The 26,406-nt window shown below is 44.4% G+C and carries 19 protein-coding genes; 5 read left to right on the forward strand and 14 right to left on the reverse strand.

Annotated features, from left to right (window positions below):
* Positions 1 to 10: 10 nt before the first annotated feature.
* Complete coding sequence (locus tag G5B00_RS05310; RefSeq protein ID WP_163872228.1) at positions 11 to 367, reverse strand: four helix bundle protein; 357 nt, start codon at positions 365 to 367, stop codon at positions 11 to 13.
* An 80-nt stretch (positions 368 to 447) separates the two neighbouring features.
* Entirely contained in the window at positions 448 to 1,638 is a 1,191-nt protein-coding gene (hflX, locus tag G5B00_RS05315; RefSeq protein ID WP_163872229.1) for a GTPase HflX, read from the reverse strand.
* Positions 1,639 to 1,835: 197 nt separating this feature from the next.
* Here hflX and G5B00_RS05320 point away from each other — a divergent pair, with 197 nt between their 5' ends.
* Positions 1,836 to 2,135 carry a GIY-YIG nuclease family protein gene (locus G5B00_RS05320; protein ID WP_163872230.1) on the forward strand — a complete coding sequence of 100 codons (300 nt, stop codon included), beginning with the start codon at positions 1,836 to 1,838 and terminating at the stop codon, positions 2,133 to 2,135.
* 91 nt (positions 2,136 to 2,226) lie between these two features.
* On the opposite strand, the gene recG is transcribed toward G5B00_RS05320, so the two are convergent.
* A complete protein-coding gene (recG, locus tag G5B00_RS05325) occupies positions 2,227 to 4,332 on the reverse strand; it encodes an ATP-dependent DNA helicase RecG (RefSeq protein WP_163872231.1) in 2,106 nt (701 codons plus the stop codon).
* Between the two features lie 983 nt (positions 4,333 to 5,315).
* On the opposite strand from recG, the gene xseA reads away from it, so the two are divergent.
* Together xseA and xseB are read left to right on the forward strand one after the other, a co-directional pair.
* Entirely contained in the window at positions 5,316 to 6,572 is a 1,257-nt protein-coding gene (gene xseA, locus G5B00_RS05330) for an exodeoxyribonuclease VII large subunit (RefSeq protein ID WP_163872232.1), read from the forward strand.
* 5 nt (positions 6,573 to 6,577) lie between these two features.
* Positions 6,578 to 6,862: an exodeoxyribonuclease VII small subunit gene (xseB, locus tag G5B00_RS05335; RefSeq protein ID WP_163872233.1), complete on the forward strand. Its 285-nt coding sequence runs from the start codon at positions 6,578 to 6,580 to the stop codon at positions 6,860 to 6,862.
* 35 nt (positions 6,863 to 6,897) lie between these two features.
* Here xseB and G5B00_RS05340 read toward each other — a convergent pair whose 3' ends face one another.
* From G5B00_RS05340 to G5B00_RS05375, 8 genes are all read right to left on the reverse strand, one after another.
* A complete protein-coding gene (locus G5B00_RS05340) occupies positions 6,898 to 7,155 on the reverse strand; it encodes a hypothetical protein (protein ID WP_163872234.1) in 258 nt (85 codons plus the stop codon).
* A gap of 384 nt (positions 7,156 to 7,539) precedes the next feature.
* Entirely contained in the window at positions 7,540 to 8,352 is an 813-nt protein-coding gene (locus G5B00_RS05345; protein WP_163872235.1) for an endonuclease/exonuclease/phosphatase family protein, read from the reverse strand.
* A gap of 52 nt (positions 8,353 to 8,404) precedes the next feature.
* The gene (locus G5B00_RS05350; protein ID WP_163872236.1) at positions 8,405 to 9,277 is read right to left on the reverse strand and encodes an endonuclease/exonuclease/phosphatase family protein; all 873 of its coding nucleotides are present in this window, start codon (positions 9,275 to 9,277) and stop codon (positions 8,405 to 8,407) included.
* 67 nt (positions 9,278 to 9,344) lie between these two features.
* A complete protein-coding gene (locus G5B00_RS05355; RefSeq protein ID WP_163872237.1) occupies positions 9,345 to 10,916 on the reverse strand; it encodes a DUF5689 domain-containing protein in 1,572 nt (523 codons plus the stop codon).
* Positions 10,917 to 10,952: 36 nt separating this feature from the next.
* Positions 10,953 to 12,512, reverse strand: a complete 1,560-nt coding sequence (locus G5B00_RS05360) for a SusD/RagB family nutrient-binding outer membrane lipoprotein (RefSeq protein WP_163872238.1) — start codon at positions 12,510 to 12,512, stop codon at positions 10,953 to 10,955.
* 8 nt (positions 12,513 to 12,520) lie between these two features.
* The gene (locus G5B00_RS05365) at positions 12,521 to 15,958 is read right to left on the reverse strand and encodes a SusC/RagA family TonB-linked outer membrane protein (protein WP_240894394.1); all 3,438 of its coding nucleotides are present in this window, start codon (positions 15,956 to 15,958) and stop codon (positions 12,521 to 12,523) included.
* A gap of 233 nt (positions 15,959 to 16,191) precedes the next feature.
* On the reverse strand, positions 16,192 to 17,340 hold the full coding sequence (locus G5B00_RS05370; RefSeq protein WP_163872239.1) for a FecR family protein: 1,149 nt from the start codon (positions 17,338 to 17,340) through the stop codon (positions 16,192 to 16,194).
* A gap of 78 nt (positions 17,341 to 17,418) precedes the next feature.
* Complete coding sequence (locus G5B00_RS05375) at positions 17,419 to 18,000, reverse strand: RNA polymerase sigma factor (protein ID WP_163872240.1); 582 nt, start codon at positions 17,998 to 18,000, stop codon at positions 17,419 to 17,421.
* Between the two features lie 194 nt (positions 18,001 to 18,194).
* On the opposite strand from G5B00_RS05375, the gene uvrA reads away from it, so the two are divergent.
* A complete protein-coding gene (gene uvrA / locus G5B00_RS05380; protein ID WP_163872241.1) occupies positions 18,195 to 20,990 on the forward strand; it encodes an excinuclease ABC subunit UvrA in 2,796 nt (931 codons plus the stop codon).
* A gap of 30 nt (positions 20,991 to 21,020) precedes the next feature.
* On the opposite strand, the gene G5B00_RS05385 is transcribed toward uvrA, so the two are convergent.
* Together G5B00_RS05385 and G5B00_RS05390 are read right to left on the reverse strand one after the other, a co-directional pair.
* Positions 21,021 to 22,316: an HAD-IB family phosphatase gene (locus G5B00_RS05385; RefSeq protein WP_163872242.1), complete on the reverse strand. Its 1,296-nt coding sequence runs from the start codon at positions 22,314 to 22,316 to the stop codon at positions 21,021 to 21,023.
* 5 nt (positions 22,317 to 22,321) lie between these two features.
* Positions 22,322 to 23,311: an NAD-dependent epimerase/dehydratase family protein gene (locus tag G5B00_RS05390; protein WP_205966814.1), complete on the reverse strand. Its 990-nt coding sequence runs from the start codon at positions 23,309 to 23,311 to the stop codon at positions 22,322 to 22,324.
* A gap of 171 nt (positions 23,312 to 23,482) precedes the next feature.
* On the opposite strand from G5B00_RS05390, the gene G5B00_RS05395 reads away from it, so the two are divergent.
* On the forward strand, positions 23,483 to 24,670 hold the full coding sequence (locus G5B00_RS05395) for a formimidoylglutamase (RefSeq protein WP_163872243.1): 1,188 nt from the start codon (positions 23,483 to 23,485) through the stop codon (positions 24,668 to 24,670).
* 35 nt (positions 24,671 to 24,705) lie between these two features.
* On the opposite strand, the gene ggt is transcribed toward G5B00_RS05395, so the two are convergent.
* Positions 24,706 to 26,397 carry a gamma-glutamyltransferase gene (gene ggt, locus G5B00_RS05400; RefSeq protein WP_163872244.1) on the reverse strand — a complete coding sequence of 564 codons (1,692 nt, stop codon included), beginning with the start codon at positions 26,395 to 26,397 and terminating at the stop codon, positions 24,706 to 24,708.
* Positions 26,398 to 26,406 lie beyond the last annotated feature (9 nt).

Here is a 26,406-nt window from a genome sequence, read left to right on the forward strand (position 1 = left end):
GGCTTAAAGCCTATAACTGCTTTAATTTTTGACTTAATGAAAACAATTGCTTTTTAACCATATTTATTTCTTCTATTAATGTTGAAGATACGGTTATATCAATAAAGTTTAAATCTTTCGATAGAATTACAAAGTACTCTAATTCGTGAGCCGAGCCTAAACTTATTTGTATAAACCGATCGAAATCTTTGTCAGAACGTCTTCCACATCCTTCTGCAAAATTACTTGGAATAGAATAAGCCGCACGTTGCATTTGAGATATTATTCTAAATTTTTCATCAGATGGAAAAGATTTAGTCACTTCGAATATATGCAAAGTGAGCCTATGGCTCTTTTCCCATACTTCATATCGTTTAAAATCTCTCATTGTTTTGACTTTAGGAGATAGGCTTTAGGCCGTAAGCAATAGGCTATATTGGCCTACAGCTTATTGCCTATAGCCTATAGCTAATACAACAAATTATTATACGGATATCGTGCGGTATGTAGCTCGGAAATAATCTCGTACAATTTCTGCTTGAACTCTTCGACATTGGTTTTTTTTGTAGCAGAGAGGAATATGGCGGGATCTGAATTCTTGGCCATCCATGAGTTTTTGAAATCTTCTAAGGTAACCTTGATCTCTTCGCCATATTCGTCTGTTTCGACCGGGGGTTTGTAGGCATCGATCTTGTTAAAGACGGTGATGGTAGGTTTGTCCAATGCTTTGATGTCTTTCAATGTCTCGTTGACCGCTATGATATGGTCTTCAAAATTGGGATGGGAGATGTCTACGACATGGATCAACACATCTGCTTCGCGGACTTCATCCAAGGTGGATTTGAAGGATTCGACGAGATGATGCGGCAACTTGCGGATAAACCCTACTGTATCAGAAAGCAGGAAGGGGAGGTTGTCGATGACGACTTTGCGCACAGTAGTATCCAAAGTGGCAAAGAGCTTATTTTCGATCAGTACATCCGATTTGGAGATCATATTCAAGATGGTCGATTTGCCCACATTGGTATAGCCGACCAAAGCCACACGAATCATTTCCCCACGGTTTTTGCGTTGGGTTTCGTTCTGTTTGTCAATGATTTTTAAGCGTTCCTTCAGTAAGGATATTTTATTGAGGATAATACGTCTATCGGTCTCGATCTGGGATTCCCCTGGTCCCCGCATACCGATCCCTCCACGTTGCCGTTCCAAGTGTGTCCACATCCGTGTCAATCTCGGTAAGAGATATTGTAGTTGTGCCAGTTCGACCTGTGTTTTTGCCTGTGCGGTTTGCGCATGATTGGCAAAGATATCCAGAATCAGGTTGGAACGGTCTAGGATTTTGCATTTAAGTTCCCGCTCGATGTTCCGCAATTGTGAAGGGGACAACTCATCGTCAAAGACGACCATGTCGATTTCTTCCGCCTCCACATATTCCTTGATCTCCTGCAATTTACCGCTTCCAACGAAAGTTGCGTGTTCGGGTTTGGGCAGTTTTTGCGTGAATATTGCTTTTGTCTCACCACCTGCTGTCGACACGAGAAATTCCAGCTCTTCCAAATAGTCCTTTGCCATCTGCTCGGACACAGCCGGGCTGATGACGGAGACTAAAATAGCAGTTTCGCGTTTGGGAGCGGTATCGTATATTTTTGTTTTTGCCATGTATAATATTAAAGATAGGGGAGAAAAGTCCCAATTAATCTTCTTTGTTTCCTAGTTTAGGAACAAACGTACAAAGATAAATGTTTTTGTGGGTAGAAGTTGTCTGAAAAATAAAACATCAACGTCATTCTGACCGGAACGAAGTGGAGTGGAAGAATCTCATCATCAGAGGAATTCTTTTTTATATATTTGAGTATATGGAACGAGGAGGTTGTGTATATATAATGACGAATAAAGAGAATAGCATCTTGTATATTGGTGTTACTTCAGACCTGCGTGCTCGGGTGTATGAACACAAAACACATGAATATCCTGATTCTTTTACGGCCAAATATAATTTAAGGTTTTGTGTTTATTATGAATGTTTCAATAGTATAGAAGAGGCTATTACTCGCGAGAAACAACTAAAAGGTTGGACACGAAAGAAGAAAATAAGGCTAATCGAATCCATGAATTCAGCATGGGAGGATTTGTGGAATGAAATAAAGGACTTTTAAGGTGTTAGGAAAGGGGTACTTTAATTATAAGTGAAATATTCCTAGATGAGATCTTTCGACTGCGTTTCACTCCGCTCAAGATGACGATTAATTACGAAATCTTATCCCAGGAGATACCGGGCGAGCGTTGGTTTAGATAATCCACAAGCAGTTGGTTTTGTGATAAAGCCAAGGTCGGGTCTTCGGTAAAGATGGCAATGACTGATTGACGGGCTTCCACCAGCAACTGCTGATCTCTGGCCAGATCAGCGATTTTCATATCTAGCACACCAGATTGTTGGGTACCGGATATGTCGCCGGGACCACGTAGTTGTAGGTCTACTTCGGCGATTTCAAAACCATCGTTGGTACGTACCATGGTCTCTAATCTTGTTCGCCCTTCCTTGCTGAGTTTATTGTTGGACATCAGAATGCAGAACGATTGTTCGGCGCCCCGTCCGACACGTCCCCGCAACTGATGCAACTGCGACAATCCGAATCGTTCGGCATTTTCGATGACCATTACAGAGGCGTTGGGCACATTGACCCCTACTTCGATGACCGTCGTGGCCACCATGATCTGTGTCTCGCCCTTGACGAAACGCTGCATTTCGAAATCCTTGTCCTTGACACGCATCTTGCCATGGACGATGGATATACGGTATTGGGGTAGGGGAAATTCCCGTTGTAGGCTTTCCAATCCTGCTTCCAGATGGAGCAAGTCCATTTTTTCACTTTCCTTGATCAGTGGATAGACAATATAGACCTGCCTTCCTTTGGCGATTTCTTCGCGCATGAAACCAAAGACGCGTAGACGTTGGTTTTCGAAAAAGTGTACGGTCTTGATAGGTTTTCTGCCGGCGGGCAACTCGTCAATGATCGAAATATCCAGATCACCGTACATGGTCATGGCTAAGGTTCGAGGGATAGGGGTAGCCGTCATGACGAGCATGTGGGGCGGGATGCGGTTTTTGCGCCATAGCTTGGCCCGCTGCTCTACCCCGAAGCGATGCTGCTCGTCTATGACCACAAAACCGATATTCTTAAACTTAACCTTGTCTTCGATCAAGGCATGGGTACCGATGAGGATGTCCAAGGAGCCTTCTTCCAGCTCCTGGTGGATGATGCGCCGCTCTTTGGCGGAGGTAGAGCCTGTCAATAATTTGATGCGACAGATATCCTCTCCCAGCAATTCTTTCAGACCGTGGTAATGCTGTGTAGCCAATATTTCCGTCGGGGCCATCATGCAGGCTTGATAGCCATTGTCGATAGCCAGTAGCATGCTCATCAACGCAACGACGGTTTTGCCCGAGCCGACGTCTCCTTGTACGAGCCGGTTCATCTGTGCTCCGGTATGGGTATCCTGTCGTATCTCCTTGATGACCCTTTTTTGGGCTTTGGTCAATGGAAAAGGAAGTTTTTCGTTGAAGAATCTATTAAATTTGTCGCCTACCTGCCCAAAGACATGCCCTTTGTATTTCTGTGTATTGAGCTGTTTGTTGCGCAATAGCCTTAGCTGGATGAAAAAGAGTTCTTCAAACTTCAAACGACGTGTCGCCGCCTCGAGTTCCTGCGTATTTTGGGGAAAGTGTATGGATAAGAGTGCTTTTTGATAATCCAGTAATCGGTGTTTCTCCAAAATATAAGCAGGCAGACTCTCTGTCAGAGTAGGATAGACAGCTTCTAAAGCTGTTTGTTGGAGCTTTTGCAATCCTTTGGTGTCGAGGTTGAACTTTTTGAGCTTTTCTGTTGTTGAATAGACAGGCTGCATGGTCATGTTGCCGATCTTTTTTTCCGATGCTTGATACAGTTCCATTTCGGGATGGGTCATGGACAGCATCCCGTTGAATTCAGAAGGCTTGCCATAGATGATATAGGCGCCTCCCACCTTGAGGCTTTTTTTGAGCCAGGTTACAGCCTGGAACCAAACGAGTTCCATCTGACCGGTATCGTCTTTAAAGACTCCTACCAACCGCCTTGCGCGTTTTTCGCCGATTTCCTGTAAGGAGACGAGCCGTCCGATGATCTGCGCTCCGACCATATCGGGATAGACCTGTTGGATCTTGTAGAATTTTGTACGATCTATATAACGGAAGGGATAATGCTGCAATAGGTCGCCTATTGTAAAGATCTGCAATTCCTTCTTGAGCACATCGGCTTTTTGAGGACCTACACCTTTAAGGTATTCTATGGGTGTTATGAGTGATAAAGCAGTCATTCCTATGGAAGGCCAATTTACGAAATATTAGTAAATAAAAGCATTTGTACCGATGCGCCTTCAAGACAAATGTACTTATAGGTATGTTATGGTAATGTGTTGAGGTGAAAAATAGAAGGTTTAATTTAATCGATGATTTGTATTTTTTCCATTCCACCGCCTTTCCGTCCTCACCGGCGGACGGCCTCGTGACTTTTGAAGCCCAAAACCGAGCGGAGCGAGCTCATGGATTCCATTGAAAACAAACACTGATCCATAACTACCAAAAGGCTTGTCCATTTCAATGCATCTTGTCACACAGGCCCATTGCTCAATAGCCCTGCAACTGCTGCCCTTGGTTTTGTCTCCCTAGGGCCTTTGCCCTCAATCCCATAGACAAAACTGAACGGAGCTAGGGGCATCCCACCGCACAACCTCCCGTTGCAGGGCTATTCCTGCCGATGCTGGTGAAATGGACGTGCGCAGTCCACAACGCTTGGCTTTACCTGCACATCAATACGCTGTCTGCAAACCAGAGTAAGAAGCACTATCCTCCATCGACCTTGATTCATTTGGACAGCAAGCCCGTGAAGATCCCGTCTTGACGGCCTTACAATTTGCAGTATGCAAGCCATACGCAGTCCAGCGCGGAGGGTTGTGTGTCGGAGACGTTTCATCAGCCCCACATGCCCGCACTCGACCCTGATGGCTGCTCCGCGGTGTATGGCGGTTCGGGATTGGAGCTTGGCGGCTGGAACAAATTAATCACAGTCTTGCCCTTTGCTTACTTTGGGGCAAACCAACCTGAGCGAAGCGAAAGCATGTGTACCTATGAAAACAAACACGAACACATAACTAAGTCGCCATGCGCCGGCGACAGAGGCGCATTAAAACTGTATAAATTAAACCTTCGTTTTATTCCATCAATCCCCTTTAGCTATACCTCCTGCTGATAAAGCCATTTTTCAATTGTATTTAAAGATAAATTTATTTAAGTTTGGGTTATGCCTGAAGTTGTCAATGATAGAACTGTTTTTTCGCTATTGGAGGTCACGAAGAGTATCCAAAAGACGATTGCCGATCGTTATAGGAGTCTATATTGGATCAAGGCGGAAATGAACAAGCTCAATTATTACAAACATTCGGGACATTGCTATCCGGAACTGGTCGAGAAGAAAGATGGCAAGATCGTAGCCGAGATTCGCTCCATTTTATGGCGTAACGACTTTGAACGCATTAATCAACAATTTATCAATCTGTTGAACGAACCTTTGCGGGAAGGTATTACCATCCTTTTTCAGGCAGGAATTTCGTACGATCCTTTACACGGACTGAGCCTTCGGATTGTGGATATCGATTCCACTTTCGTATTGGGCGAATTGGAAAAAGAAAAGAAGGAGAGTATCAAACGGTTGCAGGAAGAGGGACTTTTCGATGCCAATAAGCGGTTACCCTTTCCACTTATTCCGAAAAGACTGGCCATTATCTCCGTAGAAACGAGTAAAGGGCTATCTGATTTTTATAAGATCATTCGAAACAATCCCTGGGATTATTATTTTGAAACTACACTTTATCCTGCGCTCCTTCAAGGGGACAAGTCCATTCCTTCGATCATCAAGCAGCTGGCGGTGATCGCCGAGCGTATCGAGGAGTATGATGCGGTTGCTATTATCCGCGGCGGAGGTGGAGAAGTCGGTCTTTCCAGTTACAATAATTATAATCTGGCCAAAGCAATTGCCATCTTTCCGATACCTGTATTGACGGGAATCGGCCATTCGACCAACGAAACGGTCAGCGAAATGGTATCGTACAAAAATGCGATCACCCCTAGTGAGTTGGCCGATTTTCTGATCCAAAAATACCATAACTTTGCCATTCCATTGGATCAGGCGCAGGAGAGATTGCATACGACGGCCAAAAACAAATTTTCGCAGGAAAACGAGAAATTGCAGCTTTTTGCGCAACAAATGTCGTGGAACAGTAAAGCACTATTGAAGAATGAAAGCCACAGTATCCAGATACTGATACAACGGCTGAACCTGTTCAGCCAACATCTTTTGAAAGAACAATATGCCAGCCTGGCGCATCTCAGCCGGATGGTAAAGATGGCTGATCCCACACTTTTGTTGAAAAGAGGGTTTAGCATCACCTATCTCAATGGCAGAGCCCTCACGCATACTGCACAAGTCCAGGAGGGGGATCAGATCGAAACAACTTTCTTTGAGGGCAGGATAATAAGTACAGTGACTTCCAAAAATTAGAGGATATGGAACAGAATTATACCTATACAGACGCATTCGAAGAGCTACAAACTATCGTTCATGACATCGAGACAGGAGAGGTTTCTGTGGATGTACTTGCAGAGAAAATCAAGAGGGCTTCACAGCTGATCGCCATCTGTAAAGCCAAGCTGACCGCTTCGGAAGAAGAAGTAGATCGTCTATTGAGTCAACTGTCCCAAAGTAACAAAGAGGAAGATGCGGAAGAGGATCCGGAAGATACCGAGGAGGATGACGATGATTTGGAAAAGTTTATGGATGAAGAAGGTTAAAGAGAGTCATCCTATATCATTGTAACAAAGTCCATCTACATGGAGGCAACGGCTGTATACATAAAGACAAGCTCCCCATACATGGGCACAAAGTCCACATACATGCTGACGATGTATGCGGACATGGGGACAACTGTTGTATACATAAAGACAAACTCCACATACATGGTGACAAAGTCCATATACATACTGACGATGTCTACGTACATGAAGACAAAGTCTATATACATCGAACCTAAGTGTATATACTTTGGCTCAATCTGCATCAACAATATACCCTCGCTACGTAACATGCTTTTAAAGAAATCGAGCTTTACTTCATAGGAACATGAGTTTCTTCCAAAGAACAATTGAGTTGTGCCAATGACAGTGTATCTTGCGATAATGTATGTTGCTGTTCTAGCAGATCGATCATACTTCGACGCAAAACTGGTTACTTTTCACAACAAACACATGTACAACGCTAAAAAAGCACTTCGGTCTGACACAAACGCATTTTACTGCCCTAAAAAAGAGATTGTGTTCGTCGTAATGTGCCCTGCGTTTATCAAAAAAGCAAATGACTTATTGACAAAGGCAGTTGCGTTTGAACCCTTGTTACGTAACATTGAAACGGCATATTTCAGTGATCAGATGGTACTGACGATCAACAATTGCCAACGTTTGTGTATTGATTATCAATCTATTCCAAAAACGACCTTGACGGGTCTATGGTCAGAGGCATAAGTCTCCGCGATGACCTCTATGCTTTTCTGTTTCCACGATAGATTTTTGGTCGCGATGTAGTCTATCGTTCGCCGGGGATTTGCTTGTGGAGAGGTCGGAAGGCAATCGTCCATACAAGTGCGTTTGAACTGCGTATCGAGGAGGCGAATGGTTTCGGAAGTGGGTATGCTGTTTAGGTCGCCGCACAATATGACCGGAAGATTTAGTCCTGCGGTCTTCTCCAGAATAAACTTCATTTGTGCTACCCTGTTCTTGTCCGATCGGGAAGCGTCCAGATGTGTATTGGCGATGTATATCCACTTATCCTTTACTTTGACCTGTAACAAAGCAAGTGTTCTTCCTTCCGCTTTTACTACTTGAGGTAGGGAGATGTTTTCCGGATTCCGGATCGGCAGTTTACTTAAAAAAGCAAGACCATATTCACCGTCGTCGTAATCGATGGCTTTGAAAAAATGGTAGCTCATACCCAACTTTTCAGCGATAAGCTTTGCTTGGTCGATCTTGCCGCTCCTGTCTGTCTGTATATCGACTTCCTGCAAAGCGACTACGTCTGCATCGGATTGTTGGATCACTTTGCAGATTGCCTCAATGTCGATCGCTTCCGGTTTGGAAGGGGGATTGGCATGATGGATATTGTATGTCAATATCTTAAACTCGTGGTCTGTATCCGTGTTATGGTTGGTCTTTTGCGTTTTACAAGCAGTATGCAGCATGGTAAATATTGCTATTAAGCCGAATAGCCGTAAATCTGAGAAAATTTTCATATCATTTGTGGTATTTGATGAGGATGAATATACGTCATAATATTTATTTGTTTTAAAAAACAACTGTAGCCATCTGTGGATTATGATCTGAAGGATAAAGATCTCCTCGTTGCTCTGCAATATTGACGTAATGTGTTACTTTCACTTTTTTGTTCGTAAAGATATAATCAATGGTTGGCCGTTTTTCTACCGGTATGGAACCAAAATCGTGCAACGTCCAGGAAGGACCTTGATACGTTTCGGCCAATATACGGGTGTCGTACAAGGGAGGAACAGTATCATATCCGGAAGTGAGTAGCTTATAGTATGGACTCGTTGCTCTCATGTTAAAGTCTCCTGCAATAAAAGCATGGGCATCTCCAGCTATTTCCTGTACCTTCTTTAAGAGGAGTTTGGAGCTCTCTTCTTGGGCTTTTTTACCCTTGTGATCAAAATGTGTGACGAAAAAATATACCTTTTGGTTGCTGGATCTGACCTTAAATGCACCCCAACAGACCGTTCGCCTCAAACTGGCGTCCCAACCTATACTTTGTTTATCGGGTGTTTCCGACAGCCAAAATATACCCGAATCTATCCTTGTCAAGTGTTCTTTACGGTAAAAAATAGCGACTGACTCTGCACCTTGCCAACCTTCTGCCGGACCAAAAGTCCCGTAATCGGTAAGCAATGATTTCATATCCTTATATTGAGGATAATAACTCTCTTCGGTGCCCAATAGGTCAGGCTTGTACGACTTGATAAGGTCTGTCATATACTCCCGCCGAAACTGCCAGTTGTTTGTGCCATCGTCCTTATAGTTCATCCGGATATTGAACGACATAATGTCTAATGTCGTCTCGAAATCCCTTTTTTCTTTTTTGCAGGTGTTCCCTGCATTGACCAGATATATAGATAGTAAAAAGATAAAAAACAGGTTTTTCTTCATTTTATTTGAATTAGTCAAGGGAAAAGAGTGTCCGGAGAAGTATCTCGCAAACACCCTTTTACATACACTACTCCACTACCTTTGTCGGTAGCCAACCTTCAGACGTACCATTTGCCAAGGGAAATTCTTTCTCCAACTCGTCTAATGTCGATTCCAATGTCAAAAGCAAGGCTCTATCCATCCGTGCTTTGACCCAACGACCTAAACGGATATTGTACTCTCCTCCCAGTTTGTAAAAATAGCCGGCTCCTTTACGGGATAAATAAATCGTATTGGACCCTTGCTTATAGAAAGGTTGCTCTTCCAATGTGACCGGATTGATCATATCATACCAATCTGTATTGGTGATACGCAGTCCGGCCTGTTGTGCAACATTCAAAATAGCACCATTATAGCCCGTCACGATCACATCGATAGGAACGGAATATTCGTCTACCGTTGTTCCTTCGAAGACCCCAATAGCATCTGTAAAGGCACTTGTTCCATTGAGAAACAGATCTGTGCTAACTGCTCCAATACCATCGCCCGGTACCGATCCTGTTTTGCGGGATACCATCCATTTGCCGTCGGCCATAGAAGTAGACCCTACACCATTGATGAGTTTGGCCGAGTTTCCGATATAAAAATATTCTCCTTTATTGACCGTGCCGCTGGTTAGATCAAATTTGTACGCACGTTTCCCTGTTGTACCTCCTGTTGCCCAACCTTGTAGAGGTACCCCTGTCGGCTGATAGCCCGAGCTGGTATTGTGCGTGACTACTGAGAATGGTGTTTCCGAAAAATCAATGTCCTGTGTCGCCAGAAACTGCATATACTCACCGTCCAAATCAGTGCCCTGTACGTCACCTATATAGCCCGAAATGACAATAGGCGAGCGGATAACCGTAGAGCTCAGTACCGTAATGTCTTCCGGTCGACGAATACGCAAATGGGGTTTAAGATTTCCATTATCGTCCTTACCGTAAGCCACCACACCAAAAAAATTGGCCATCCCCGGTAGTGGATCATTGGCAAAAGTTGCTTCCGGTTCCGTGTGCAGGACAAAGTTGTCAAAACCATCATTGACGAGTCTGTCACCACTGTATGTATCGGTCGGCTCGGGTATAGGATCAAACCCTCCTTTTACAATAACCAACTCGGTGCTTTCGTATTTGTCCGGATCTGCCAGAATATAACTACTCGGTATCCTGTTGACCGCTATGGGTCTTCCCGAAGCGATTTTGGTTACGATAGAACCATCCAAACCTGTCACCTGCAAAATTCCATCTACACGCTTCATCACACCACCAACTAGATCGACCGTGACCGAATCTCCAGGAACATATTGCGCCGCATCGGCTCCGATTGTTATAGCAATCCCCCGCAGTTCATTTAGCCGCATCTTATCCTGTACCATCAACAGTCCGGGAGGCAGATTCTTTCCGCTATGATCAGAGACAACTATGCCTGTAATGCCTCTTGCTCCCATCATGGATTCTACCGTCAATGGATAGTCTGATCCTTTATAAAAACTGCGTAAATCGTAGATCGCAATGTGTGGGTTAACTTCGGCTCCGGGGAAGTTCCCTGTTTGGTCGCAAGCTCCAAGTATCCAGAGAAAGGACAGCAGCGACATGATGTTTACTATTAACCTGTTCATATACAATAATATTTTAAAAATAGAACATTCAATTAACTACGGCTTCTGCCACCAAACCAATGTATTGATATTATCACCTCCCATATTCTCTACGGCTTTTCTATAGTTGAGCGAATTGGCCGACTGCACGTATATTGGATAATTCAACCTTACGGGTAAGTTACCGCCATTTCTCAGTCCAGGCCCTTTTGGCAATATCGGATGGCCTGTACGTCTATGCTCAAACCATTGCTGAAAGTCGGTCATAAAGAGACAAAAATACTTTTGCACATGTATACGTTCCATTTTACTATCTCCTGTGGGTGCATCCAATGGCAGTGCGTCATTCCATTCAATCCCTGCATTTGTCACATAATCCGTGAATTCGGTATCAGAGATGTCTGCCGTAAAAGTGGGCACCCAATAGTGGATTGCATTGGCTATTCCGCTGTGGTAATGCTCGGCAGCCGAACTGCTTATCCAGCCTTTTGCCGCAGCCTCTGCCTTGATAAATTCGACCTCTGCATATGTCATGAGGATACCTGTCAGTGGATTTTTGTGCAGGGAGAATTCAGAAGTACCAAAAGCGTAAAAGTAAGCTTGCTTGTCCTCTGCTGCCCCGGGCTCATAGCCGCTGTCTATGCCGATGAATCCTCCCGAACCAGGGGCTATTCCTAAGCGGTTGCGTGTGCCGCTACCGTAAGGGGTGGCCATATCGATCCGTGGATCATTCCAACCGCTTAGTTTAAGGATAAAAAAATTGCACAAGGAAGGAATCGTAAAATCCAGTTCGCGCAATAAAGTAACGTAAGGGCTTGTAAACGGATCCGTAGTCACGATATCGCCTGTCCATTTGAGCACAGCAGACTCGTCATTGGAAGTGAAGGTGGGGTATTTGGTCGGATTGTCTTCGATTATTTCCTTGATTTTGGCAAGGACATCCGTAGAGAGATCTACTTTGCCCGACACTCTCATCAGTAGCCTCAGGTACAGGCTATTGCCAAATTTTTGCCACGAGGCCACATCACCTTTATAGATCGGGTCACTGGATTCCACCACGTTGGCTGTACTGTTCGATAGCAAGGTATTGGCCTCTTCCAATTTATCAAATAGACCCTCATAAATATCCTTTTGGCTGTCAAAAGCGGGCTCGACTATACCTTGTTTCCCTTTATTGGCTTCTATAAATGGCACGTCACCATACGTATCCGTCAATAAAGAGAAGCCCCAAACTTCGCAGATCAAAGCGATACCTTTATAGGAATCGTTTTGGTATTCTTCGGTAGAAGCGATTTCATAGATATCCCTGAAGTTGGTCAGTTCGGAATACCATCCGTTCCAGGTATAGTCGGCTATATTGGGCCTAAAATCGTACCTGAATACCGCGTTTTCGTCTTCACTTCGTGTGACTGTAACCTGCATGAGCTCGTTGTTGAAATTACGATTGCGTACCATATTCGTACGCAGCATGTTGACCAAAGCCGGTGCCAACAATTTTTCAGGTGCAGCACTTATGATACTGATAGGATCGGTGTTTATCTTCTCAAAGTCTTTTGTACATGCCGTGAAATACAGAACGGTATATAAGGCTAAGATGACAGTTAGAATCTTTTTCATGTTTCTGATTATTTAAAACCTACAACTAAATTAAACCCATATGTGCGGGTAGAGGGAAATTGTCCCACTTCAAATCCCTGCACAATGTCCGTACCGCTTAATGTTCCAAACTCGGGATCAAACATGGGCCAGGTAGACCATATAAATAGGTTGCGTCCATACACACCGATACTGGCTCTTGACAACTTAAGGGGTGCGAGTACAGATTTTGGCAACGAATAATCTAACCTCGCCTCCCTGAATTTGATGAAATCGGTTTTATAGGTCGCTCCTTCGGCATTGGCCGTACCCATAGTAAAATTGTAAAAAGAGGTAATATCCCGGGTAATGGTGGTATTGGGGCTAAAAGTGCCATCGGAATTTTGTACTACTCCATTACCTATAATGCCACTGTACCTTCCGGGTAATGTGGCAGTTAGTTTACCAAAATCTGCCAAACGTCCGTGTGTATAGGAATGTGCTACACCTCCCTGTTGTCCGTCGAACAAGACTTTCAGACGAAAGCTCTTGAATGAAAATTCCGAACCGATGCTGGCCTTGTATCTGGGGATGGTGTTGCCCAGATAAATAGGCTCAGAAGTCAATTGGGCAAGACCGGATGTCGCATCGTATATCACCTGTCCATCTGGCGAACGTTGAAAGCCTATGCCGTACATATCGCCCATGCTGCCTCCGACCTTGGCCACGATCTGTGCTCCTCCGACTGCACTCGTACGTAAGATGACCGTGCTGTCCTGTTCGGCCATAGCCACGATCTTATTCTTGTTGGTAGAGAATGTGGAGAAGGCTTTCCATTTGAAATTTTTGGCCTGTACCAACGTGCCGTTCAGAGCGATTTCCAATCCCGTATTATTCACCTGTCCTGCGTTGATGATCTGCCTAGTGTACCCGGACGAACGGTCTACTATCCTTGTTAGGATTTGCTTTTTGGTATTTCCACTATACCAGGCAATATCCAATCCCAAGCGATTTTTGAACATCCGTATATCCGTTCCTATTTCAAACGTCGTGGTCAACAAAGGTTTTAAATCGGGATTGGGTAGAATTGTTGGATTCTGCAAGGATCCGTCCGGATAAATACCGTCAGCCGCCAATGGATAAGCATAGGCGGTCAGAAAAGGCGTCGTGCCTCCGCTACCCGTTTGGGAGAGGGAGGCACGTATCTTGGCTAGATTGAAAGCCTTTGGCATGTTGAAATAATCCGACGCAACGAAACTCAAGTTTGCTGAAGGATAGAAGAAACCTACATTATCTTTACGTGTAGGTGTAGCTAGAATACTGCTCCAATCCTGTCGGGCTGTCAAATCCAGAAACAGATAGTCCTTGTAGCTGGTAGAAATCAATGCATACAAGCTGTTGATATTGAAACGGGAGATATAGGGAATCTCGACCAGAGCATACGCTGCATTGTCAAAACTGTATACATTCGGTTCGGTCAGACCGTCTGCCCGTATTTCGTCTCTATCATAGCGGTTTCTCAGCATGCTACCTCCTAATGTGGAAGTCACACGAATATCTTTATTTAATTCTTTGTCGTATTTCAGCAGGAAATCAGCGCTTGTCTCATTTATATTGATGTCCTGTGTACGATAGGAACCCAAGGGTAGACGGGCTGCCGTCCAAGGACGTTTTTGATGCCTATCGTCATTCGATTTGTCCAATGTGGCCCGTACTTGCAGGCTCCACTCCTTTGAGAAGGCATAATTAGCCTGTACATTACCCGTGATACCGTTGCGGTTGGATCCATTGATAAACTCATACGATATGGCATAGGGATTTTCGGGAGCTGTCGTAAAGATATCGTGCAGTTCTTCGTATTCTTTGTCCTTTACCCAATAGTTTCTCAACCAGTTGATGTCGCCGTTGGGCACCCAAAATACATACCAATACATGACCGATTGGTTTCCATAGCCCATTCCAGGTAGATTGCTGCTGAACTTGTTGGTATAGTTTGCCTTGACGGACAAATCGAGCTTTGGTGTGATCTTGCTATTGGCCGACAAAGAAATATGGGTTCGTTCATACCCTGTGTTGGGAATGATCCAACTATTCTTGCCATGTGTTGCAGACAGCCGGTAGTTGGTATTTTTGATATTTCCATTGATACTTAGGGAGTTGGTAAAGGTGTTCCCCGTTTCAAAAAACTCACGTATCTGATTACGATAGGGGACCCAAGGTGTGGGTTCTGTTCCTGCCCGTTGTGTTTCGGGATCGTACTGGATGAAAGACTGTCCATTGAACCGCGGTCCCCAAGTCAAACTGGTACCGCTATTCGTGCCATAGGTGTAGGTTGCCGCTCCGTTTAATCCCTGTCCATATTCGTATTGCAGGTCGGGCCAGCGATTGGCTTGTTCAAACGAAGCATTGGAGGTGAAGGTGATGCTAGGTATAGCTGTTTTACGTTTACCACTACCCGATTTGGTCGTGACGATGATAGCTCCGTTGGCTCCACGCTGACCGTAAAGAGCTGATGCGCCAGGACCTCTCAGTACGGTCACGCTTTCGATGTCTTCGGGATTGATATCGTTGATTCCACTACCGAAATCCGTAGGTTGGATACCGTCTGTAGGTCCTGCAGCATTCCCGCCAGTGGCCGTTCTACGTCCACTGCTACTATTCAGCACCACACCATCTACTACGATCAGGGCTTCGTTTTCCCCAGTAAGGTTGTTTTCGCCGCGCAGTATGATTTTATTTGAACCTGTAGGCCCCCCGTTGGCGCGTATCATGTTGAGACCCGGTACTTTCCCTGACATGGCATCCAACCAGTTTCCGGCTGGAGCATCGGTAAATTCAGAACTGTCCATTTTGGTAATGGCATACCCTAGTGCCTTTTCTTCACGTTTGATGCCTAGGGCCGTGACGACCACCTCGTTCAGCGTCTCTATACTTTCCTGCAACACTATATTTACGGTTGTTCGGTTGTTGAGAGCAATGTCTAAGCTTTGATAACCTACAGCACTGAATACCAAAATGGAATTGCGGTCATCCACCCGTACCGTATATTCTCCCGAAGCATTGGTGACTCCCAGGACGTTGCCCTGCTTGTTACTGATAGATACACCTTCCAAAGGCACATTGTTGCTGTCTACGACACGCCCTTTGATATTTGCTCCCGGTTGGGAAATTTGTGTAGACGGAGGTAGTGGTTTGGGAAATACCACAACCGTTTTGCTCTCGATTGTATAGTTAAAGGGCTGATCTTTGAAACTCTGGTCCAAGACTTCTCTTAGGGGCTTGTTATGCACGGCTATACTTATCCTTTTACCCTTGCTTAGTAGATCGTGCTTGTACACAAAATCATAACCACTTTGTCTTTTGATTTCCTTAAATAGTTCGGTCAGGGATATATTGTTTTTGGATAAAGTAATGTATTGTGCTTTTGCGGCAAAAGAAATCTGTAAAAATGCAACCGACAGAAAGATACAAATTAGCTTAACCCGCATAATCAAAGGTTTTAAATCCAGGAAAGGGTTTGCCATGCTGTAAACAAACATTCGGGATGCTGACAAAAGAGACTGCCTACCCTTTCTATTTGCATAATTTTTATACATTTGTTTTTAGGTTTGTTTTTGATACTCATTGTTAGACACTCTTGGTATTTCAAAGCAGCCTATTGTAAGACGGGGACGCGCCAACGTTCCCGTTTTTTTTGTATAGTCTGCCGTTATATCGTAATTTACTGCATAACCCAGACCCTCCTTCCTTCGAGTTTAAAGTTGACACCTTTGGTCATAGAAAGTACGTTGAGTACTTCGTTGATATCTTTGGTTCTAGATATGGAACCACCAAACTTAATGTTGCCTACGTCACCTTGGTATACTACTTCTACATTGTACCATCGGCTGATCTGTCGCATGATATTTTTCAGTTCCACGCCGTCAAAGGCAAAATCCCCTTTGTACCAAGCTGTAGCCTGCTCGGTATCTGCCGAATGGACCCGTATATTCTGGTCTACGACAGTAGCCTGTTCTCCCGGCCGTAATATCTTGGATGTATTGTTTAAAGAGATTTTTACACTTCCTTCCAAAAGGGTGGTCTTTATGGCAGGTTCATCTTCATACGTGTTGACATTAAACTTAGTGCCCAATACTTCTATAATCTGTCCTTTTGACACTACACGAAAGGGTTTTCTCTTATCGGATTTTACTTCAAAATAACCTTCACCGTGCAGTGTAACTCTTCTTTCGTGTGCCTCAAATCTTATTGGATATTCCAGCGAAGAGGAAGAATTTAGCCAGACTTTTGTACCATCTGGCAATACGACTTGATATTGTCCACCTATTGGGGTTTCAACGGTATTGTTGCCTGTAGGGAGATGGTCTGTATGTCCGATGTTCGAGGCTTCGTAAACCAATTCTCCATTCGTATTTTTGATGATGCGTATTCCGGCCTGTTCAAGCAGCGTACCATCTTCTTTGTCACTGAGATTGATCTTTTTGCCGTCTGCGAGCGTAAGATATGCTTTATTGCCCCCCGGCTCGATAGCTTCTGTATCGGTTATAGGCCTTTTGCTGTCCGAAGAAATACGGTTATTGTTTAGGAAATAGACAGTAATGCCCATGGTCAGCAGGATTGTTGCGGCTATGGCCGTTTTATAATATGCTTTTATTATATGGCGTCTTGTGAGGGATACATTTGGTCGTTGGGAAACAATGCTTTTCCAGATTTTCCGCTTGGCTGATTCCATTTCAGGTTCATGCAATTCAGTTGTGTTCGAATCCTCTGGAAGAGTCAGATACCACGATTCGACCCATGCTTTCTCCTCTTCGGAGCATATACCTTCTTGATACCGTTTTAAAATTTCCTGTATTTCCCTATCATTCATGCGCATACTTATGCTATTATATAGGGTATGACAATATTAAGGGTAGGGTGGTAGTAGATTTTTTTTGAAAAAATATTTTTAGCATAAGATAAGCCAAATGGCTAATGAAATAAATCCACTCAATTTTAATCGAAGGATCTTAATCGCATTGCTGACCTGTTTTTTGACTGTCTTGTCGGAAAGGTTCAATTCCTGAGCGATTTCTTTGTAGGAAAGGTGTTGTGTGCGGCTCAATTCAAAGACATGTCTCATCTTTGTCGGGAGGTGAGCCACTTCCCGTTCTATTCTTTCTCTGAGCATCTGTTCGCGGATCCGATGGTCGGTGACCGTTTCGGACCTTTCTATGAAATGGCCAAAGGATGTGATATATCTTTCGTGGATCTTTTCTTTTTGGATCACGTTGAGTATCTTGTTACGGACGGTCGTATAGAGATAGGAACTCAACGAACTTTGCAGTTCCAAATTGGGGATTTTGTCCCAAAGCGTGACAAACACCTCTTGAACAACATCTTGTGCTGTTGGCTTTTCTTTGAGCAATTTATAGGCATGGCGGTACAATACGGCCCAGTATCGATCATATATTTCCGAAAATCCTGTTTCGTCCCCTGCCTTGCATAAAGCCAATAGTTCTACATCGCTATATGTTTTATAATTGTCCAAAACAAAGGCTTTTAATCAGCTATGTTAAAGTTAGAAAAAAGTTATTGATTTCAAAAATTAAACCATTCAAAGCTACGACTTTGTCCTGTGTTGAATATTATGCAAATATTAAGTTTCTATATAGATTGTTTTGCTGTAGATAATTGCCTTTCTCCTGAGCACCGTCTCCTTAAAAATCCTTAACTTTGTAAGTTATGCAAAAAAAATCGGTGGGTAATGCCAAATCCTTGATCCAGATCAAGGGTGCTCGTGTCAATAATCTGAAAAATATAGATGTCGATATTCCAAAAAACAACCTCGTAGTCATTACAGGTCTTTCCGGGTCTGGCAAGTCTTCGTTGGCATTCGACACGTTGTATGCGGAGGGACAACGTCGCTATGTAGAAAGCCTGTCTTCTTATGCCCGACAGTTCATGGGACGGATGAACAAGCCGGAGGTAGATTATATCAAAGGTATTGCTCCCGCTATTGCGATCGAACAAAAGGTCATCACGAGCAATCCCCGTTCTACGGTGGGTACTTCTACCGAAATTTACGATTATCTCAAACTGTTGTTTGCCCGGATAGGTAAGACCTATTCCCCTGTATCCGGACAGCAGGTCACCAAGGATACGGTCACTTCTGTGGTCGAAAAAATAACAAGTTATCCACTTGATACCCTATTTACCGTTGTCTGCCCCTTGATTCCCTCCAAGGACAGAAAGTTGAAAGAAGAACTTTCTTTGCTGTTGCACAAAGGATTTGTCCGGGTAAATTATCGGGGGGGAATCCAGAAGATCGAAACCTTGATCGAAGATCCTCATACACCAAATGGAAAGCTTGATGCTGATGAGGTAGAAATCGTGATAGACCGGCTCCGTTGGGATGGAGAAGAGGACACCATACATCGTATTGCCGATTCGGTGCAGACGGCTTTCTTTGAGGGAAAAGGCCAATGTACGATTGAGATCGACGGGCAACGGCTGGATTTTTCCGACAAGTTTGAGTTGGATGGCATGACGTTCGAAGAGCCGTCACCCAATTTTTTCAGTTTCAATAATCCCTTTGGGGCATGCAAGCGTTGTGAAGGATATGGAAAGATCATCGGTATAGACCCTGATCTGGTTGTCCCGGACAAGAGCAAGTCGGTGTATGACGGAGCCATAGCACCTTGGCGCGGAGAAAAAATGGGCGCTTGGCTGAATCAATTGGTGCGCAATGCGTTGAAATTTGATTTTCCTATACATCGGGCCTATAGCGATCTTACGCCCGAACAACAGGCCCTGCTTTGGACCGGAAACAAATACTTCCAAGGATTGAACGAGTTCTTTCGGGAATTGGAAGAACAAACCTATAAGATCCAGTATCGAGTCATGCTTTCCCGTTACAGGGGTAAGACGGTTTGTCCGGAATGCCAGGGCAGCAGATTGCGGCATGATGCCGCCTATGTCAAGATTGCCGGCAAATCCATTATCGACCTTGTGCTGATGCCCCTTGATCAACTGTTGCTTTTCTTCCAACAGATCGAACTGTCTGAAAATGAGGCGACCATTGCTAAACGTTTGTTGTTAGAGATCACCAACCGTGTACAGTTTCTCTGCGATGTAGGGTTGAGTTATCTGACTTTGAATCGTCTCAGCAACACGCTTTCGGGAGGAGAATCGCAACGGATCAATTTAGCAACGTCGCTTGGAAGCTCTTTGGTCGGCTCTATCTATGTCTTGGACGAACCTAGTATAGGGTTGCATCCCCGTGACACGCAACGATTGATCGGAGTGCTGAAATCCTTGCGGGATGTGGGCAATACGGTGATCGTCGTCGAACATGAGCAAGAGATGATGGAGGCCGCCGATTATCTTGTCGATATTGGACCAGAGGCTGGTGTGAATGGTGGAGAATTGGTTTTTGCGGGCAATTATGGCCAGATTATCAAAGACAATAAATCGCTTACGGGGCAATACCTCAGCGGGAAGCAAAAGATACCTGTTCCTTCCCAACGTAGAAAATGGACAGACAAGATCAAGGTAGTAGGGGCACGAGAGAACAATCTCAAAAGTATCAACGTTGAATTTCCATTGCATGTCTTTACCGTCGTTACGGGTGTGTCTGGTTCGGGAAAGACTTCTTTGGTCAAACGAGTGCTTTATCCTGCCTTGCAAAAGGCCATAGGAAATTATTCAGGGGAGCAGACAGGTAAATTTGACCAATTGGAAGGCGATATTGCACAGGTAGAGCAGATCGAATTGGTCGATCAGAATCCCATAGGGCGCTCCTCGCGTTCCAACCCGGTCACATACGTGAAAGCTTGGGATGAAGTCCGTGCACTGTATGCAGGGCTTCCGGCAGCGAAAGCAGCAGGTCTGAAGCCGGCGGCATTCTCTTTTAATGTAGAGGGGGGACGTTGTGATGTTTGTCAGGGTGATGGGGAAGTGAAGATTGAAATGCAATTTATGGCGGATATCGTACTGCCCTGTGAAGCCTGTGGAGGCAAGCGGTTCAAATCTCATGTCTTGGATGTACAGTATAAAGAAAAGTCTGTGGCCGATGTGCTGGATCTCAGCATAGATGAAGCATTGGCGTTCTTTGTGGAACAACCTAGGGTATTGGCCAAATTACAGCCTCTACACGATGTAGGCTTAGGATACATCAAACTTGGCCAATCTTCCAGTACGCTTTCCGGTGGAGAAGCCCAACGTATTAAGCTCGCCTCATTTTTGATCAAGGGAAACAACCCTAAGAAGACGTTGTTTATCTTTGATGAGCCTACGACAGGTCTGCATTTTCACGATATCCAGAAGTTGTTGCAATCTTTTGATGCATTGCTCCGGCAGGGCAACAGTATCCTTGTGATCGAACACAATATGGATATGATCAAATCGGCAGATTGGGTCATAGATATCGGGCCCGAAGGTGGGAATAAAGGAGGAAATGTGGTCTTTGCAGGTACCCCTGAGAATTTGGTGCAGTGCAAGGAATCCTATACGGGGCAGTTTTTGAAAGGGCATTTGTAAGGGCGAAACATCTTTCGCCCTTACATTATTTTATTTATACAAAATCCTAAACTTGATCGTATCCTCGATCTGCTTGAGTTGTTTGAGCAGGCTTTTGTCATAGTTTGAATCAATGTCTGTCACGGCATAGCCGATATCTCCACGTGTCATCAAAAACTGGGATAGGATATTGATCTCGTTCTCGGCATAGACGTTGTTGAGCTTTGCCATGATACCCGGTACATTTCGGTGGATATGCAGCAGCCGATGGCCCTTTATTTTTTTTGGTAAGATCAGATTTGGGAAATTCCGGCTCTGATCGGTATCGCCGTTGTTGATAAATTCGGCCATACGACGTGGAATAAATTCAGCGTTGTGTTTTTTGTTCTTTTTGTCGTCAAATACTACAATGCCTTTTTCGTTACAGATTGTTTTGCTGACGTGACCTTTGATATCACCGAGAAATCCAATGGTTTTTAATTTGTCTGCTCTGGACAATTGTTCGTCGGATACCTTGACATTGGGCCCCAAAAGCAACAGACCTACATCCTTGGTGTATTTCTCTTCAAATGTATTTTTTACGCGGATGGAAAAGCCATCGTTTTTGAGGATATGTGCCGAGATCTCGGGTACATCACCGACGATCAATGTCAATATTCTGTTTTTCGGGTAAGAGATTGCCCTGGGCAAATCGTTGACGTATAGGAATTCGTCGAAACTTGGCGTGACATGATCCGCTTTGTCTGTCACACTCTGGCGTGCGATATTTTCTGTAAAGGCATAAAATTTTTCGATTAATCCCGATTCTTTGAGCTGGAAATCTGAATATCCATCGCCTATTCCAAAGATCCGACCTTCTATTCTTAACTCTTTAAGCAGTTTGACTTTTCCGCCTTCGTCCGAGAGTGGGTTGGTATCGTCGTAGCCTATGATGTAGCCGTCTTCATCAAACTTAAACGTATTGGCATAAATGTTTTCTTTTTTGATACCGTATGGTGAAACTACAGGTGTGATGAACTCCTTGAAACCGCCCGATACGATCCATGCCGTATCACCGTGTTGTTTGAAAAAGTCCCTATTGCGATCAAAAGATTTCGATACCTTCTTTTTGAGATGGCTGACGAGTTTCTGTAAGTGGGTTTTGTTGGCTTTTAGGAGTGCCACACGTCCGGATAAGCTTTCACGGAACGAGATTTTACCTTCCATGGCCAGATTGGTGTAGCGTTCGATCTCTTTGTAGATTTTTTCTTGATCGGGATCGCCTTTAAGAGAAATACGAGCCAGCTCGTCCAATGCTTCAACTTGTGTAAATGTACTGTCGAAATCAATGATATAATAATTCTTCACGATGTTTATAGTATTGTTTGTGTTTGTTTATAGTATGTATTTGCTATATCTTCCAATGTCTTATTGACCGGTTTGAACTTGTAATCAAGAGTTTCTGATATTTTCTTGTTGGAATAGGCCAGTTTAGCACTGGCCGCCTGGGCGGATTCCTTTGTCAAGCTAGGTTTTGATCCTTTGAACAACGCGGCTATGTAAGCCAATCTCCAACCTATGCTGAGCATATAGGGTTTTGCTTCAATGCTTGGGGCTTTCTTGTTCAATAGTCTGGCAATGCGCTCCATCAACTCCTTATTGGTGAGGTTTTCACTGTTCAGGATATACCTTTCGCCAGAGATGTCTTTGTTTTCCATTAAGACTATCATCACGTTGGCTACGTCTTCGACATCCACGACCCCGACGGAACCGGGAGGATATATTTTTATACCTTTGTTTACGATTTCAAATATAGCGCCAGAACCTTTTTTGTAACTGCCCAGACCCATGATAACCGAGGGGTTCACAATGACGGCATCCAATCCTTCCTTGATGCCCCGCCATACTTCTAGTTCGCTCCGGTACTTGGATAGTGCATAGTTGGATATCGTTCGGTCGTATTCCCATTTGTCGGTCTCAGAAACGGGAAGTCCGGCTTTGTTGGTTCCCAACGCGGCTATAGAGCTGACATGCACAAGCCTCGTTCCGTGTTCTAGACAGAGGTTTACGATATGCTGTGTGCCTTCGATGTTGATTTTGTGCATATTTACCGCTTCTTTCTTTTGATAAGATACGACTGCTGCACAATGATAGACCTGGGATATTTTAGAAAAGAGATCGGAGAGCGCAAAATAATCTGTTATATCTGCATCTACCCATTCGATCAGCGAAGAGCTCCTCAATCTTTCCGGTATGACAGAAGAAGGTCTTTTGGTCGCCAGGACAGTTTTTCCGGCATTGATTAATAGGTTAATCAATGTTGATCCCAAAAAGCCTGTTCCGCCGGTTACTAAAATCATCATTCAAAGATAGCTTATTTATTTTTGTAGGCAAATAGGCATAGGTGTAAACAAAAGATTTTTTGCCCCTACAGATTTAATTTTTAATTATTGATATCTTTGTATGTTTTTATTTAAAAAAATGGTATCAATGAACCTTTTTTTAGGTTTTTGACTTCTTACTTTTCATATACTATGTCTTTATCCGATTTCTTTGCACCTATTATTGTTCCTCAGGCCAATTCTTCGAGTGGAGAATTTTACAATTCCCAGTTTGGCAAGATCATCACCGCTTTTGCCTCCGAGTTTCCGTCGTGGGACGAAGAGCATAAGCCAAACCTAGCTATTGTTGGGGTAGAAGAAGATCGGGCAGCTATAGGCAATAAAGGGACGGCGAAGGCACCGGATGCTGTTCGCAAGCATCTATACAATCTGTATCAAGGAGACTATGCTGTGCGTATGGTGGATCTGGGCAATATCAAAGCCGGTGAACAGATTACGGATACGTATGCAGCACTGCGGTTGGTGGTGGAAGAGTTGGTCAAGCAGGAGATCGTCCCTATCATCATCGGTGGTGGACAGGATCTGACATATGCACAATATAGGGGGTACGAAAACCTGGAACAACGTGTGGAATTGACTGTCATAGATTCCCGGTTTGATCTGGATCAGGACAATGACGAAGGAACTACACTGGATTCGCAGACCTATCTGAACAAGATTATTTTGCACGAACCGGATTATCTGTTCAATCTGAGTAACATGGCCTACCAGACGTATTTGGTTAGTAAAGAATCGATCAATATGTACGATAAGCTTTTTTTTACGACACAGCGTATAGGGGCTATATCGGGTCGTCTGGATCAAGCGGAGCCGGTGATACGTGGAGCAGATATCGTGAGTTTTGATATAGGTGCTGTTCGGGCTTCGGAGGCTCCCGGCAATGCAAATGCACAACCAAACGGCTTATATGGTGATGAGGCTTGTCAACTGGCCCGCTATGCAGGTATGTCGGACAAGTGCAGCTCGATCGGTTTTTATGAGTTCAATCCAACGTTCGATCCAATGGAACATACTGCTATGTTGATGGCCCAAATGATTTGGTGCTTTGTCGATGGCTATTACCAACGAAAGCAAGATATGCCGCTCTATCCTAAATCAGCCTATATTATTTATCGCACACCGTTGGAAAATGAAGATCATGAGCTGGTATTTGTCAAGAGTAAAAAATCGGATAGATGGTGGATGCAGGTGCCCTACTTCGGCACAAAATCTGTCAATGAGCGGTATTATCTGGTTCCTTGCCGTTATGAGGATTACCAATTGGCAGTGGGGGGTGAGATGCCGGATCTTTGGTGGCGGACGCATCAAAAGTTGCAATAGAAAACAAAAAAGCACCGAAAAGGTGCTTTTTTGTTTTAATATCCCATCGCTTTGTCGTCTCCTCTCGGGTCTGCTCCGGTTTGTAATCTGCCATTGGGCAATACCAGAATGTTCTCTACTCGACCTATCGCCCCTCGTTTATGTATTTGATAACCATCCTTTTCAAGATTCTGACGGATTGATTCGCTGATTGCACCTTCCTCGACATCTATACGATCCGGTTTCCACTGATGATGAAAGCGTGGGGCCGATACCGATTCCTGGGCACTCATGCCAAACTCCAATACATTCAGAATTGTTTGGAAAACAGAGGTAATGATCGTAGAGCCTCCCGGTGTGCCGACCACCATCTTTAACTTACCATCTTCTTCGACGATGGTGGGCGACATGGCACTCAACATTCTTTTGCCCGGTTCAATGGCGTTGGCTTTGCCACCTAGCAGACCATACAAGTTTGGTGTGCCAGGCTTTACGGAAAAATCGTCCATCTCATTGTTCAATAGAAAACCTGCTCCATGTACCCATACAAGTGAACCATAGGAGCCGTTGATCGTGGTGGTCAGTGATACTGCATTTCTATCCTTGTCTACGATGCTGAAGTGTGTTGTCTCCTCCGATTCATATCCCGGAAATTTCGCAGCTTTTACCTGTTCGCTCGGAGTAGCTTTGTCCAGAGATATCTTGGACATCCGCTCCCGATTGAATTGTGCGTCGGTTAAGGGGGCAAGGGGAACGTTGTAAAAATCGGGGTCGCCAAGATGTGTCGCCCGATCGGCGTAAATTCTGCGCTCGGCCTCGACCATTGCCCGTACCGTACTGTCTGACTGAAATCCCCATAATGCCAATGGATAGTTTTGTACGGATTGCAATAATGCTAGCAATGCAATACCGCCGCTAGACGGCGGAGGCATGGAAATAATGGTATAGTTTTTATATGTTCCCACAATGGGGTCACGCCACACCGCTTCATAATCGATCAGGTCCTGATGGGTGATAATTCCGTTTCCACGCTTCATCTCGGCGACGATAAGGTCCGCTGTCTCACCTTTATAAAAGCCGTCCCGACCTTGTTCTGCAATCCGTCCTAATGTCTCCCCCAACTCTTTCTGAACAAATAGGTCGCCGGTACGCCATTTTTCTTCCTTCAAAATAGCTGTTCCGTTTGGATTAAACTTGGCAAAATCCGCTTGGTGTTGATTGAACTCTTCAGCTTGCTGTTCCGTAATTTCGAAACCGAGTATTGCCAAGTCTATTGCCGGTTGGAGTAAAGTTTTCCAAGGTAGTGTACCATACTTCCGGTGTGCTGCTTCCATTCCTGCGACCGATCCCGGAACACCTGCGGCCAAGTGTCCGTACAAACTTAGGTCAGTGACAGGGTCGCCGTCTTCGTCTAAGTACATATCCCGGTGCGAGTTAATAGGGGCTTTTTCGCGAAAATCTAATGATGTGCTGTTGCCTTGGCTGTCCCGGTAAACCATAAAACCACCACCACCTAGATTTCCAGCATTAGGGTACACTACGGCGAGTGCAAATTTGACCGCCACTGTTGCATCAATGGCATTGCCGCCTTGTTCGAGGATATCCAGACCGACTTGGGAAGCAAGTGGATGAGCCGTGACAACAGCGCCGTTTTCAAATTCGCTGACCGGAATGACCTCTATCTGTTTTGCATTTCGGCAAGACAAGAAAGCCAGTGAGATAAACAGGGCATAAAGTGTTTTTTTCATGGTATAATG

Source organism: Parapedobacter sp. SGR-10 (assembly GCF_011030405.1).
Taxonomy (GTDB): domain Bacteria; phylum Bacteroidota; class Bacteroidia; order Sphingobacteriales; family Sphingobacteriaceae; genus Sphingobacterium.